This window comes from Psychrobacter sp. AOP7-C1-14, assembly GCF_052376135.1.
GTDB lineage: Bacteria > Pseudomonadota > Gammaproteobacteria > Pseudomonadales > Moraxellaceae > Psychrobacter.
This window is the reverse complement of sequence record NZ_JBQSVH010000013.1, coordinates 40,093-54,248: the sequence shown is the minus strand read 5'-3', so window position 1 is coordinate 54,248 and position 14,156 is coordinate 40,093. Positions and strand designations below refer to the sequence as shown.

Annotated in this window: 15 protein-coding genes; 10 read left to right on the top strand and 5 right to left on the bottom strand. The window is 41.7% G+C overall.

Translation table 11 applies throughout. The features are described from left to right. Window positions 1-67 precede the first annotated feature (67 nt). Together ACT3QN_RS09630 and ACT3QN_RS09625 are read left to right on the top strand one after the other, a co-directional pair. Entirely contained in the window at window positions 68-1,051 is a 984-nt protein-coding gene (locus ACT3QN_RS09630; RefSeq protein WP_444529189.1) for a class 1 fructose-bisphosphatase, read from the top strand. A gap of 105 nt (window positions 1,052-1,156) precedes the next feature. Next, the gene (locus tag ACT3QN_RS09625) at window positions 1,157-1,951 is read left to right on the top strand and encodes a TrmH family RNA methyltransferase (protein WP_444529188.1); all 795 of its coding nucleotides are present in this window, start codon (window positions 1,157-1,159) and stop codon (window positions 1,949-1,951) included. Window positions 1,952-2,158: 207 nt separating this feature from the next. Here ACT3QN_RS09625 and ACT3QN_RS09620 read toward each other — a convergent pair whose 3' ends face one another. The 3 genes from ACT3QN_RS09620 to ACT3QN_RS09610 all read right to left on the bottom strand — a co-directional run bounded on the left by ACT3QN_RS09620 (window position 2,159) and on the right by ACT3QN_RS09610 (window position 4,993). Continuing rightward, window positions 2,159-3,091 (bottom strand): electron transfer flavoprotein subunit alpha/FixB family protein, encoded by a 933-nt coding sequence (locus ACT3QN_RS09620; protein ID WP_444522813.1) that lies wholly within the window; start codon window positions 3,089-3,091, stop codon window positions 2,159-2,161. Between the two features lie 134 nt (window positions 3,092-3,225). After that, window positions 3,226-3,975 carry an electron transfer flavoprotein subunit beta/FixA family protein gene (locus tag ACT3QN_RS09615; RefSeq protein WP_444522814.1) on the bottom strand — a complete coding sequence of 250 codons (750 nt, stop codon included), beginning with the start codon at window positions 3,973-3,975 and terminating at the stop codon, window positions 3,226-3,228. A gap of 454 nt (window positions 3,976-4,429) precedes the next feature. After that, the gene (locus ACT3QN_RS09610) at window positions 4,430-4,993 is read right to left on the bottom strand and encodes a DUF421 domain-containing protein (protein WP_444529187.1); all 564 of its coding nucleotides are present in this window, start codon (window positions 4,991-4,993) and stop codon (window positions 4,430-4,432) included. 226 nt (window positions 4,994-5,219) lie between these two features. Between ACT3QN_RS09610 and ACT3QN_RS09605 the strand changes: the two genes are divergently transcribed. The 8 genes from ACT3QN_RS09605 to ACT3QN_RS09570 all read left to right on the top strand — a co-directional run bounded on the left by ACT3QN_RS09605 (window position 5,220) and on the right by ACT3QN_RS09570 (window position 11,888). Further along, entirely contained in the window at window positions 5,220-6,605 is a 1,386-nt protein-coding gene (locus ACT3QN_RS09605; protein ID WP_444529186.1) for a tyrosine-type recombinase/integrase, read from the top strand. Between the two features lie 179 nt (window positions 6,606-6,784). Next, the gene (locus ACT3QN_RS09600) at window positions 6,785-8,140 is read left to right on the top strand and encodes a coiled-coil domain-containing protein (protein ID WP_443547801.1); all 1,356 of its coding nucleotides are present in this window, start codon (window positions 6,785-6,787) and stop codon (window positions 8,138-8,140) included. Between the two features lie 133 nt (window positions 8,141-8,273). Next, window positions 8,274-8,501, top strand: a complete 228-nt coding sequence (locus tag ACT3QN_RS09595; protein WP_226941090.1) for a helix-turn-helix domain-containing protein — start codon at window positions 8,274-8,276, stop codon at window positions 8,499-8,501. Window positions 8,502-8,504: 3 nt separating this feature from the next. After that, window positions 8,505-8,786 carry a helix-turn-helix domain-containing protein gene (locus ACT3QN_RS09590; RefSeq protein ID WP_192994604.1) on the top strand — a complete coding sequence of 94 codons (282 nt, stop codon included), beginning with the start codon at window positions 8,505-8,507 and terminating at the stop codon, window positions 8,784-8,786. Further along, a complete protein-coding gene (locus tag ACT3QN_RS09585) occupies window positions 8,787-9,074 on the top strand; it encodes a hypothetical protein (protein WP_192994606.1) in 288 nt (95 codons plus the stop codon). Further along, window positions 9,067-9,342, top strand: a complete 276-nt coding sequence (locus ACT3QN_RS09580; RefSeq protein WP_192994608.1) for a hypothetical protein — start codon at window positions 9,067-9,069, stop codon at window positions 9,340-9,342. The genes ACT3QN_RS09585 and ACT3QN_RS09580 overlap by 8 nt, the downstream gene beginning before the upstream one ends. Then, window positions 9,329-9,523 (top strand): hypothetical protein, encoded by a 195-nt coding sequence (locus tag ACT3QN_RS09575; protein ID WP_192994609.1) that lies wholly within the window; start codon window positions 9,329-9,331, stop codon window positions 9,521-9,523. The genes ACT3QN_RS09580 and ACT3QN_RS09575 overlap by 14 nt, the downstream gene beginning before the upstream one ends. 106 nt (window positions 9,524-9,629) lie before the next feature. Beyond that, complete coding sequence (locus tag ACT3QN_RS09570; protein WP_443547798.1) at window positions 9,630-11,888, top strand: YfjI family protein; 2,259 nt, start codon at window positions 9,630-9,632, stop codon at window positions 11,886-11,888. Between the two features lie 1,148 nt (window positions 11,889-13,036). Here the strand turns inward: ACT3QN_RS09570 and ACT3QN_RS09565 are convergent. Next, the gene (locus ACT3QN_RS09565) at window positions 13,037-13,249 is read right to left on the bottom strand and encodes a cold-shock protein (RefSeq protein WP_057758834.1); all 213 of its coding nucleotides are present in this window, start codon (window positions 13,247-13,249) and stop codon (window positions 13,037-13,039) included. Between the two features lie 363 nt (window positions 13,250-13,612). Continuing rightward, complete coding sequence (locus ACT3QN_RS09560; RefSeq protein ID WP_444529185.1) at window positions 13,613-14,044, bottom strand: hypothetical protein; 432 nt, start codon at window positions 14,042-14,044, stop codon at window positions 13,613-13,615. Window positions 14,045-14,156: the final 112 nt, after the last annotated feature.

Sequence of the window (14,156 nt, the reverse complement as noted above, 5' to 3'; positions counted from 1 at the left end):
CCTGCCTACTCCTTTACTTTGACATATATCCGTTCTTTTATTTCCATACCATTTATTAGGAAGCTTTATGACGACCTTAGCAGACTATCTAAACCAACATGCCACTAGCCCTGCACTCAACGACGTAATTACCACTGTCACTGATGTCGGTAAGACGATTTCACAATTGCTCAGAAAAGGGGCGTTAGCAGATATTTTGGGCGAAGCCGGTAACCAAAACGTTCAAGGCGAAGATCAGAAGAAACTTGATGTACTGGCCAATGACTTACTGCTAGATGCATTGGCAAAAAACACACATTGTGCTGGTGTGGCTTCAGAAGAGCTTGATGACGCGACTCCTGCTAATAATGATGGTAGCCTACTGGTCTTATTTGACCCATTAGATGGCTCATCAAATATCGATATCAATATGGCAGTGGGTACGATTTTTTCTGTTTTACCGTATGAGCATCAAGGTCAGACCAGTGAAAACAGTGACTACCTGCAGGCAGGCAATAAACAGTTAGCAGCCGGTTATCTGCTATATGGTACCTCTACTGTCCTAGCACTGACTATCGCTGATAAAGTTGTGATGTTCAGCCTAGATCCAGAGACTTCTGACTATGTGCTGATAGAAGACAATGTTCAAATCGATGCCGATACGAGCGAGTATGCTATTAATAGCTCAAACTATCGCTATTGGCGCGCACCTATGCAGCAATACATTGACGAACTAATCGCTGGTGAAACTGGCGTACGTGGACGCGATTTTAATACGCGCTGGGTCGCTGCTATGGTAGGTGATGTGCATCGTATCTTATGCCGTGGTGGTTTATTCACTTATCCGTTTGATACCAAATATGCTCATAAAGCAGGTAAACTGCGCTTAATGTATGAAGCCAACCCAATGAGCCTATTGATTGAACGCGCAGGTGGCGGTGCGACAGACGCCGTCAATCGTATTCTAGATATCGAACCGACTGATATCCATCAGCGTGTTCCTGTGGTACTCGGTAGCAAAAACGAAGTTGATTACGTAAAAGACTTACACGTAAATTATTCTGAAAAATAACTGTCTTACGCACTTTTTAGAAATAGCCAGCAGAATGCTAAATTAATAATAGACATTTTGCTGATTATTTAAACAACTCCTTTACTCTTCTCTAAGCGGTCCACTATGGTATTAAATCCCACCGAGCTGATTACCTCAGATAAGAACACAACCGTGAAGCTTGTAAAAGCACTACTGTCACAAGCACGACAACGTAAAAAGAACGGTCAGACAGTCATAGAAGGCGTCCATTTAATAGATGCTGCGCTACGCAGTGACTACCCTTTCGCCCAGGTACTACTGTCTGAGTCAGCGCGTAGCCACCCTGAAGTTCAACAGGTACTCACTCGTCTGCCCACTTATACACCTATTCTGACTTTGTCAGACTCACTTTATGAGAGCATTCGCAGCTTAGGTACTGGCATCGATATCATGGCAATGATTAAAGTACCGACACCTACCCTGTCAATGATCGATGAAGACTGCTTAATCTTGAACGACGTGCAGGACAGTGGGAATGTTGGTACGCTACTACGCACAGCAGCAGCTGTTGGTATCCGCAACATCCTATGTACCAGTGCGACCGCTCAAGCTTGGTCTCCCAAGACGCTACGAGCAGGTATGGGTGCACAGTTTGCCCTGACTATTTATGAAGGCTTGAGTACGCAAGATATTTTAGATCAAGTACAAGTATCACTGCTAGCGACCAGCTCACACACAGATACTATCATTTACGATCACGATTTATCTACGCCCGTGGCTTGGGTTATGGGTCACGAGGGCCAAGGCGTCAGCGACGATCTAATGCAATGTGCCACACCGATAGCCTTACCGCAGCCGAATGGTCAAGAGAGCTTAAATGTAGCAATTGCAGGGTCTCTATGTCTGTATGAAACCTTACGTCAAAGAAATTACTCTTAGCACTCATTTATAACCGTTATTAAAACCCTACCTATCAAGCATAAAAAAACCCACTATCAATTGATAGTGGGTTTTTTCTTATACGTCTACTACTGATAATAGTCAAAGAAATCTAAAACCGATACAAGGCAGCCGACTGCAGATTGTATAAGTAGTACATCTAAGAAGGGTAACACCGTAGCGGTTTAGTCGTTCTTTGAATATATATTAAACCTTGCTAGTTAGCTCAGGTAGTGCTTCGAATAGATCCGCTTCTAAGAAGTAATCAGCAACGCTAGCGATAGGTGCTTCTGGGTCATTGTTGATAGCAACGATGACTTTAGAATCTTTCATACCAGCCAAATGCTGAATCGCGCCTGAGATGCCAGCTGCGATATATAGCTGCGGTGCAACGATTTTACCCGTTTGACCAACCTGCATATCGTTCGGTACATATCCTGCGTCGACAGCAGCACGTGAAGCACCAACAGCAGCGCCTAGCTTATCAGCTAATGGCTCAATGTATTTAGTGAAGTTTTCACCGTTGGCCAATGCACGACCACCTGAAACCACGATACCAGCTGAGGTCAACTCTGGACGATCTGACTTAGCCATTTCTTCGTTAACGAAGCTAGCTTTACCAGTTTCTTGTACGTTATCGATAGTTTCGACAGTCGCTGAACCGCCTTCGCTTGCCACTGGGTCAAACGCAGTGGTACGTACGGTTAGGACAACTTTGTCTTCTGTTGTTTTCACTGTTGCTGTCGCATTGCCTGCATAGATAGGACGCTCAAACGTTTGCGCATCTACCACACCTGAGATTTCCGACAGCATGCTTACGTCAAGTAACGCTGCAACGCGTGGCATGAAGTTTTTACCAGTCGTGGTTGCAGCCGCTAGGATATGGTTGTAATCACCAGCAATGTCAGCAACCAATAGCGCCACGTTACCTGCCAATTGATGCTCATAAGCAGCGTTGTCAGCCAATAGTACTTTGGTCACGCCTTCCGCTTTTGCCGCTTCGTCAGCCGCTGCTTGTGCAGCACTACCAGCAACCAATACATGGATGTCATCACCCATTTGTTTAGCAGCAGCGATAGTGTTCAAAGTTGCCTTTTTTAGACTGGCATTGTCATGTTCTGCATATACCAAAATTGCCATGGTTTTAGTCCTTTTTTATTCGTATCGTCTATTCACGTCATGAGATTGTCTGTGTACAAAATTACGGGTATGGCGAATATTAAATCAACCTAATCAAACAGGTAACTCTGTACATGATATGCCGTAACGAAGTCTTAGATTACTTTAGCTTCGTTTTTTAGCTTCTCAACCAACTCATCTACTGAACCTACTGTAATACCAGCTTTACGATCAGCAGGTGGCACAACTTTAATAATCTCTTGCTTAGATGTCATATCAACACCGAAATCAGCTGGCGTTTTTTCATCAAGTGGCTTTTTCTTCGCTTTCATGATGTTAGGCAATTTAGCATAACGTGGCTCATTCAAACGTAGATCAGTCGTAATAACTGCTGGCAAATCAAGAGCAACCGTTTGTAGACCGCCATCGATTTCACGTGTTACGTTTACTTTGTCGCCTTCAACTTTCACTTCTGATGCAAACGTACCCTGACCAATGCCCATCAATGCTGCTAGCATCTGACCAGTTTGGTTATTGTCATCATCGATTGCCTGTTTACCTAGCAAGATAATATCAGTGCTTTCAGTTTCAGCAATATTTTTTAGAATCTTAGCAACTTGTAATGGATATGGTTTTTCGTCACTTACTACTAACACACCACGGTCAGCACCTAACGCTAAGGCTGCACGAATCTGCTCTTGTGACTCTTTTGGACCGATTGAAGCAACAATGATCTCATCAATGACGCCAGCTTCTTTTAGACGAACCGCTTCTTCTACTGCGATTTCATCAAAAGGGTTGATTGACATTTTAGTGTTTGATAAGTCAACGCCAGAGTTGTCGGCTTTTACACGAACTTTTACGTTATAATCAATGACACGCTTGACCGCTACTAATGCTTTCATACGTTCCTCGTTTATTAATGTTATGAGTTAAAAATTATCAGTTAAGAACCAAAGTTTCGTTGTGGTTCAAATTGTCGTTCAAAATACTGCTCAAGGTTATTACTACATCAACAGAATATAGTTAATTAAGAAAGTTGAGCCAATATCTAAGAGCATATTAGCATTGTACCTCTTACTAATGAAGTCTGTTAAAGCTAAGCCAACCGTTATTATCAGACCTATGTATCTTGCGTGAGCAGGCAGATAAGGTCAAGACACCGCCGTGAATAATGCGTCATAAATTTGTCAACATTCTGCAATAGGTAGTCTATAAGCACTTTGTTCTACGACTTTTGGATGCAATAATCTTAAATACTCGTACCTTTATAGCATTCTCAGCCTTGAGGTTACTTAATATTTTGTTATTATTTATCTCTTTGAAGTTAATAGATAAGAATAACTAGTCTATCTAGACCTATGATTTACCATTCTTACTAGAATTAATTAATAATTCACTGTCACGTATATCATCAAATAAAGACCAATCAGGTTCGACATTATTATTCTTAATGACACTCATATCACCTGTCGTCTCCATAATTACCGCAAATACTTCTGTTTTCGCTTTGATGCCATTTTTACGTAGAACTTCTTGGACATCACTAGTGCTAAGATTGGCTTCCTTTAGATTATCTTCTAAGTATTTACCGTGAGCCATTATAATAATAGCTTGATTGTCTATCAGCGCTTTTAGTGGCTTTATCTTACGCCTGATGACTGAAATAATACCCTGGATTAAAAATAACACCCCAACAGCAAATAATCCCTGAAATAGAGATGGCTTATCTGACAGCACAGTCGATGCCAATATACTACCGATACCAACTGTCATTGCAAAATCATAGCTTGATAACTTAGAAAAACTACGCAGACCCATTAGCCGAGTAAACAGCATGAGCCCTACATAAAAACCTACTGCAGATAAAGAAATTCCAAGCACTTGTTGCCAGTCAATTGAAAGCCAATTTTCCCATTTCATAATACAACCTTATCCATTACATCTCTATTAAACCAGTATCTGTTATTACCTGACGATGTTAATTCTTAAAATCAATAGCACTTTGTAATCGAAAAATTTCCATAAAAAAAGCAACCTGATGAGAGGTCATATTTTGATAAAGCCTGATAAAACCTGATAACCTCAAACCCTTTATTTTACGTGCCTTTGCTGATAATATATCACTTGTGATAACGTTAGTGCAAATGTGAAAACGGCTACCAAATGGCTACCAAAATGGCTACCAAATAAAGGTAATAAGACAATGGCTAAAGCAGACCTAACAACTGACACCCAAATCAAGAAAGCAATCAAAGACACTATCAAGACTGCTAAGACAGCCAACCACCCCATAGCTGGCTATAAAGGCTTAGAGCTACGCATAAGACCGCATAAAGATAGCCAAGACGCTACCGCCGACTTTAGACACCGTTACACCCACCCCATTACTGGCAAACGCCCATACATGACGCTAGGACAATACCCAGCGTTGAGCCTTGCCGATGCCCGTCAATACCACAGCGACAACATGCAGTTATTAGCTAAGGGTATAGACCCAATAGAGCATAGAGCCGATGCCAAGCAAAAAGAGATAACAGACCGCCAAAACACCTTGCAGCACTTCATCAATGAATGGCGCGATATTCAAGACAGCAAAAACCTATCTATAGGCACTATTAACAAGAATAAAGAACTGCTAAAACCGATTGAGAGTCAGCTAGGGCATATGAGAGTTACAGACATAACACCCAGCATCGTTATCAAGTTTATTAATGGCATTCAAAAAAAGCACACTTACAAAGGGTTAAGAGTAAGAACACTATTAAAAAGTATCTTACAGATTGCAAAAGCTCATATGGTGATTGAGTACAACCCAGCAAGCGAGCTACAAGGAACGCTAAAAAATCACAAGGTCAAACACCGCCCAGCGTTAAGTAATGACGTTACCGCATTTGCCAAACTGCTAAACGACATTGACCAGTTAGATGATGCACGCCAGCTATATAACAAAAGCATATTACAGCTACTGTCTTTAACGTTTGTCCGCATTGGTGACGCTTGCGCCATGCAGTGGGCAGACATTGACCTAAACGCTAAGCAGTGGCATTTAGAGCCGCAAAAGAGCAAAGGACGGGGCGACATGGTGGACAGCATAGTCATACCATTAGCACCGCAAGCTATGGCTATATTAGAGCGTATGCAACCACTGACAGGCGAACAAAAACATGTATTCCATAATAGCAGACGCAAAAAAGCGCCCTATCACCACATGCAAGAAGTTAACAAGGTGCTAAACAGTGAATTAATGAATGACGGCAAAGGTTACAAGCACATTCACAGTCCCCACGGTTTTAGAGCCAGCGCAAAAACCATGCTAATGGAACGACTGGGCTATGATGAGCTAATCACCGAACTGGCACTAGGTCACGCAATGCTGAATAAGTACGGCAAAGCATACAACCGCATGACGGCAATAGAGGATAGAACGCGCATGATGACCAAATGGGCGAACTATTTAGACGATATTAAGGCTGGCAAGTTTGATAACGTTATTCATGCTGATTTTAAGAGTAAAAAAGAGAAACAAGCCTAAAACAGCACTGCCATAACTGACAAAACCCCCATATTAGACAGTTTTTAACCAGTTTTGACAGCTCAAGGGCTGTCATTCCACTTGTGAGGCTAGGTAGTCATGAACCGAACGACAGCAATTTACACCCTTATGCTGTCACCGCCTCACTCCTACTTTTTTTAAGGGTGTAGGGTGTAAATATGAGTGTTTTAATCAAAGAGTTAGAGGCTAGAAAGGACGATTATATTCTAGTAGCAGATGTTATAAATACTATGGCAAATGCGACCAATAGCGCACCTGATGAGGTAGTCAAATATCTTGATGCCCATAATATTGATGAAAATTTAATCATACTTTATATGGACGAAAGTTATAATTTTGAGCCTTATAATGGTTATTTTCTAGGTCTAGGTAATGACGCCAATACAACCTACTTTCAAAAATCCGATGTAATGGCATTTGAGCCAATCACAAAACACGGTATTTTCAAGGGAAGCCAAGCCGCTAACGATATGGTTCATGATGTGTACGGGCGGACTTACGACATTACTCAACACAAAAAAAATCGTGAAGATGACTACTTAACGTTAAGTGAGACAATTCAGCTAATCAATACTAATATTAATCCTAATAATGAAAGTGGACTATCTGTTGATAATACTAAATTGAGAGACTTAGCTAGGAAAAAGAAAATTACACCTTGTTTTTATTACCATGGCTATGTGGGCGAATTAGATTATCAGGGAGTTTTACATACAGAAGTTATTGCTGCTTACTTCACTTATAGGTTATTAACTGAGGAAATTTGTGGTTACGATGACTATATGAAACTACCAAGTGACGGGGTCAAGATTTATAGAGTTATTGAAAGGAAAACCGCAGAATTTGCAGATTATGATGATGGATTGTTTTTATTCTATGAAAACCCCAACGGGCTGAACGATGCTGAAAAAGGTAGGCTATCACATATTGAAGCGGACGAAATCAGATTTTCGAAGCGTGAACTGGACGGCTATATAGCCTCACTTGCGCCCGTTTCTGTCAGCGATGAGCCTACAGCACAAGACAGCGAACTACTCACAAAATTAGAAAGCGCACAAGCTGAGAATAGCGACCTCAACGCTAGGTTATTCACTGCTAGAAATACTTACAAGCAAAATCAAAACGAGATAAAAGAACTCAAAGCGCAGCTTGAGAAAGCGAACGCTGATAATGCAGCCCTCAACGAGCAGCTAAAAAATAAAATAGATGCGCCTGATAGCATTGATGAGTTAAAGGGAATTGCTAAGCTAAATATTGAAAAACCTATTTTCATAAGTAGCGCCAAAGCAATCGCTGATTATCTTTGGTCATTGGATAAAAGCGAGGCTATTAGAACGGGCGACATGGTGCAGCAAATCAAAGCAATTATGATTAAGGTTAATTATGACTTACTACCTAGCGAGGACGAAACTATAAGAACATGGCTAGCAGAAGTTGCGCCGCCTCATGCTAAAAAATCAGGTAGAACCCCAAAGAATGCGCCCAGCGAAATCACCCTAACCATGAAAAAATAATATCCTTGAACGCTATCAATCCTCGTTAACCCCCGTAACCGCTAGGTTTAGGGGGTTTTTGTTATCTAAAAACAAATCTAATCTGTTAACTCCAGAACACGCCAATCAATGGCAATCATTAGGAGTTAATAGCATGACCCCAGCAACACACAGCACACCGACACCCCCAGCAATTCACCCAGACGGGCAAATGCGTATCAAACAAGCCGCCGCTATCTTAGGCATTCATCATCAAACGTTACGCCGTTGGTGGAAAGCTGGCAAGTTTATCAAGCCGTCAAACGTCAATGGCATTTTGCTATTCAAGAACAGCGACATTCTGGCATTTATTGATAGCCAACATACTGACAGTGAGGTGTAACCGATGACCACTACAGCAACCGCACCCGTTACCAATGAGCAAACACCCAAGACCCAAATCGACATTATAAGAGCGCACTTAATGACAGGCTCATCAATAACCACTTGGGACGCTTATCGCCTTTACCGCATTACTTGCCTTGCTCAACGCATACATGAGCTTAGAAAATCGGGGTTAGTCATTCAAAGCGAGATGGTGACGCACAATGACAAGCGTTTTAGCCTGTATTGGCTCGATGAAGCAACATTACTTGAAAGCGAACTATCTAACAGCGAGGTGAACTAAATGAATAACCACCCTAGCATATCAATCGACACCCCAGCCAGCCGCCTAGTGACCGTAGATAGTTTGTACTTACGGCTTATGTATGACCGCATACAGGACATTTACCGCGATACTGACCACCTAGCCACTGCGCTAGATGCTATCAAGACAAAAGACGATGTTAGTCAAGGCGTACTTGTGGCAGTCAAAGCCGCACTTTATGCCAATAGCGAGCTGGCAGGTATTGTTAGCGACATGTTTTGTGAACACGCATTACCGTACCAAGCGGAGGCAATAGACCATGAGTGATAACACTTTTATAAATGAAGTAATGGACGGACTAAAAAAAGAAGGTTACCTGATGATAACTGATGACTTTATCGACCAGTTAATCACTACTTTACATGCCAATGTAACCATTATTAATACCATGACAGAACTTGCAGAGCTAGAAACTAAGATGCGAGGTCACTTATTACCGACAGGCAGCCGACAAGTAGAGTCGCTAAAAAATCTATCTGTAAAAATAGCAGAAATCGCTTTTAACGTGGAGGACGTAAGAAATGAGCAACGATAACAGAAATGACCTAACAACCGACCACGGAGCACACAATCGCAATGAGCCACATAAGCGCGGCTTACTACTGAGATTTATCATCTTTATGGCATGGGTGATAGGTATTGGCTTGCTACTCTCACTGGTAGCATGCCAGCCAAACAATCCAAAGGTTTTTATTGTTGAGGAGGTAGCACAGTGAAAACCTACCCACCAAAGCAAAGCCGTAAGCACGCCAAGCGTAAAAGCTACTACAAGAAGTATAGAGCCACACGCCAGCCGAAACAGACGCAAGCAAGGGGTAAAAGATGACTACCACACAGCAAAACGCCCATGCGACCAACACGGGCGTAACTACTGTTTTGGGCGACCACAGCCCAGCAACGGAGCAAACATTACAAGGTGACAAACTGCTAACTGATATTTATCACCTGTTAGAACCCAATAGTTTGTTAGACATTCAACATGAAATCGCACCGACCACAGGCGAACATGCAGGGGTAAAGCAGCAAACCTCAGGTACAGTAGGAGTAATATTACACAATAGAATTTTTGAGGCAATAAGTCTTTTGTGTATAACGCCCAATGATAGCGGCTTACCTTTTGTCACTGACACTAGCCAACCATGCGCGTTATTTCTTGGCACACCTAAAAATGATTATGAACTTGTCATCGTTGATAATTATCAAGATGGTATAACGCTCGCTAAGCATTTTGCACATGAGAAAATCATAGTAGCAGTGAGTCCAACCCCTCACCTATTCCTTGATACGGTCAAACACTTTGCACATGATACCCAAGTAACGATATTCCCAAGCATTGAGCACAAGGACAAGATTAAAAAGCAGTTTGCAGGGTGCAACGTCAAAGTAGTTATAGCCCCATTGGGTGTGATGACTCATCTTGAGTGTGGCAAAAGTTATGCTGAAATCTTATCTTTTGATGATACTCAGATAATCGACTTGGAGCTTGCAGACTGGCCAAAGCCAAAGCCAATCAATCACACCTTGCCACCAGTGACCAGCATAACCAAAAACATGCTACCTGAACCGCTTTACAACTATGCAATGAACAGCGCCGAACGGCTCAACGTATCGCTGGAATTTGTAGCAGTGCCTTTGCTTGTGGCATTGGGTAGTGTTGTTGGTACAAAGGTAGCTATCATGCCTAAACGCTATGACGACTGGGACATAGTGCCAAACCTGTGGGGTGCAGTCATTGGGCAACCCTCAAGTAAGAAAAGTCCATCAATCGCCGCCGCAATGAAACCGATTGATAATCTTGCCAGCAAAGCACGGGCAGCTCATGAACTCGCTAAACAAGAATATGAAACACAAAAGCTCATCAACGACAGCAAAGCAAAGGCAGACGATGACGCACTCAAGAAAATGGCTAAGCAGCTCGCTACCCAAGCCGATGACACGGACAACCCTATAACACCTGATGACTTGCACCAAAAGGCAGCCGCCATAGCAGAGAGTAAGGCGCAAGATAACAACGTCCCTACTCCACGCCGCCACATGGTAGGCGATATTACTATGGAGAAACTAGGCGAAATCGAGAACGAGAACAATAACGGCGTACTACAGTTTCGTGATGAGCTGTCAGGCTTTTTAGCCAGTCTTGATAAGGAGGGCGAACAAGAAAAGCGCGCGTTTTATTTAGAGGGCTTTAACGGTACAGGTAGCGCAATGGTGGACAGAATAGGGCGCGGCTCGCTATTCATTGAAAATCATTGTTTGTCTGTCATTGGTGGCTTGCAGCCTGATAAGCTCGAAATGTATTTAGAGAAAACCATGCGAGGGTTAGGCAATGACGGACTCATGCAACGCTTTCAAATGATGGTTTACCCAGACCCAATAGCACGGGCAAAAGAAAACGATATAGCCGTGGACAAGGACAGCCGTAACGCCGTTTATGCTTTGTTTGAGTCGATGGACAACCTTTACACTCATAGCCTAGTGAGCTACGGGGCACATGAGCCAAACGAATATTACAAGCGCCCATACTTTCGTTTTGATAGTAATGCCTATCCTGTGTTTATGGATTGGTATAACAACTTACAGAACAAAGCTGATGAGGCAGAACATGACGTAATAACCCAGCACTTGCTCAAGTATGGCAGACTGATACCAGCGTTAGCCCTCATCTTTCATCTGGTGGACTGTATCGAGATAGGCAGACGTTTAGGAGGGGTTAGCCTTGACGCACTCAAAGCAGCGATTGCATGGGGCGATATGTTGGAGTCGCACATGCTGAGAGTTTATAGCTGCATTACTGATAATTCACACCTCAAAGCGTCTTTACTATCAAATAAAATATTAGAGATGGTTAAAAAAGGAGGTGACAAAACCGACAAAACCAACTGGCTAAGTTATGGCTTTACGGCTCGAAGTCTTAAGCGCAAGAACTGGAAAGGGCTAAATGATGACAATGCCATACAGACCGCGCTTGATGTGCTGATAGAATATGACTGGCTCAATTACAAGCAGGTGGAAAGCACGGGACAAGGTGGCAGACCAACAGAGCGTTACTTTATCAATCCAAACCTAAAAACATTTATTTAGTTTCGTCAGTTTTGGCAGTGCAATATGTGGGCGTTATTAATAAATAGCGCCCTTTTTTGTGTCTTTTGAGGGGTTATGTCAGTTTTGGCAGTGCAAAGTTAGAGGTAGTAGCAATAATTTTATGATTAATTGGTGTATGAACGTCTTTTTATAATGCTCAACAACCTAAGGAAACCCTAAGGTTTTAGATAAACAGACACCGTGCCGCATGTTGTCATTTGTTTACATTCAAAACAGTTTGATGACATGCCAGCATGTTAATAAATGTTAAGGTTTAAAACTAAACAAGTGGTACTCAATGGACAGACCAAACCCTTTTTATAGTGTAAAGAAACTAAGGTTTTCGGACACGTTAGAACCCAGCAAAACCTTACATTCAAAACCAAGTTACAGGGGTTTTCGGAGTCCATAAAGGGGTAGTTTTTCGGACTGTTTTAAAAAGGACTTGAGCAGGTTTTTGGACATCGTAGAGGGTAGTTTTTGGAGTCCATAAAAAGGGACTGTTTTCGGACATCGTAAGAGGGGCTAAAAATGTATTGTTGGACACGTTAGGGGCTAGTTTATGGAACAGTACGCGCATGGGGCATATTCTGCCCGTGATGGGTAGTTTCAAGACAAGTAACACGAGGCAGCATAAGCGACTTTTCGGACAGGTAAACGCCTTTTTATATCTTTCAAAAACCTATTGAGCAGATAACCGCCAATGGCGTGAATTAGCAGATGCACAGAAACGCATTAAAAACGCACGCATTTAAGCGCATTTATTGAGTGCGTGCAGTCAATAGAGAAACAACCCTATGAAACCAAAAAGCAACCCCTAAACTTTTAATTTCGCAGTCGTAAAAATCTTACTTAACAGGCTATGTCCACTCACACAGCCATGAACAATTACACCGCCCTATGGCTACCAATAGCTAAAAATTTAAAGCAACTGGCTACCAAAACGGCTACCAAATCTTAACCTCATTTATAAACAGCTAATAAAATCAACAACTTAAGCACAAAAAAAGCAACCTGATGAGAGGTTGCTTTTTTTTAAAGTTGGTACAGTATTTTTATTGTTTTAACAAACAAAGTAATCAATGCAAATTGATAGTCTTGTAGAAATCAAACCAACTGAAACTCAGTTAGCTCAATAATTCATAAGATTAGATAGCTTCGATTTGCTCAGCTTGTGGGCCTTTTTTGCCATCACCTAAGATGAAAGACACTTTTTGGCCTTCGGCTAAAGTTTTGAAACCGTTACCTTGGATAGCGCTGTAGTGAGCAAATACGTCTTGTCCGCCATTGTCTTGAGCGATAAAACCAAAACCTTTAGCTTCATTAAACCACTTTACAGTGCCTTCAACTTTATCTGACATAAATTTTCCTGACTCTTTAACTGTTGGCGAGACTTGTGTCATCACCGATTAATTGACATATACCCTAATATTTTCTGCTAAATGCAGCGATCAAAAATATGAAGTAATCACAAAGAAAACTTGGATTTTTTACCTTAAATATTTTGAGTACAGTCTGATTATAACAGCTTTCCATAGGAGTAACAGTCTAAATTGCTGATTTTTGTAAATAAATACTAACCATTGCATTAAGCTAACATCAATAGCACCTAGTTTCGTATCTTGTTGATATAAAAAGGTTTTTATCTATAGGTACGCTGAATACTTATAGACACACCTATAAGCAATTAAATCCGCACAAAAAATAGTATGTTGAGATACTGACTATTGTAACGGTGATGTTGGTAACCATGCTGAACTCAATACGAGCAAACATAGCGCAAAGAACACCAACGAAAATGACTGACTGTAGGCAATATATTTGGGTGGAATGACTAAATCTTTAGGAGAATCAGGAATACCTTTGCGCTTCAATAACTTGGTGCCATATATCCAGCCAAAGGTCGTATAGATACCATACGCCGCAGGAACCGCAATCGCTAACGGGGTCAAATCAATGACATATAAAGCCACCACTGATATAAAGAACCATAAGGTATCTAACAATGAACTGACTTTGAAAAATTTAGATTGAGGCAGTTTACCATCGGTCTGTTTGAGCATCTCTCCTTCTATCCAAATTAAAACTGCTACCACAGCGCTAAGAGTAATATATACGAATTGCGGCGTTAGCCAGTCTGGATAAGATATTTGCACAGCATACAACCTATTATCTATAGAAAGTGAGAATGAAGCATTTACCTGCTTCGCATACTTAAAAATGGATGAAAACAATGACGAATGTTGGCAGTAAAGACGCTCTGACCAA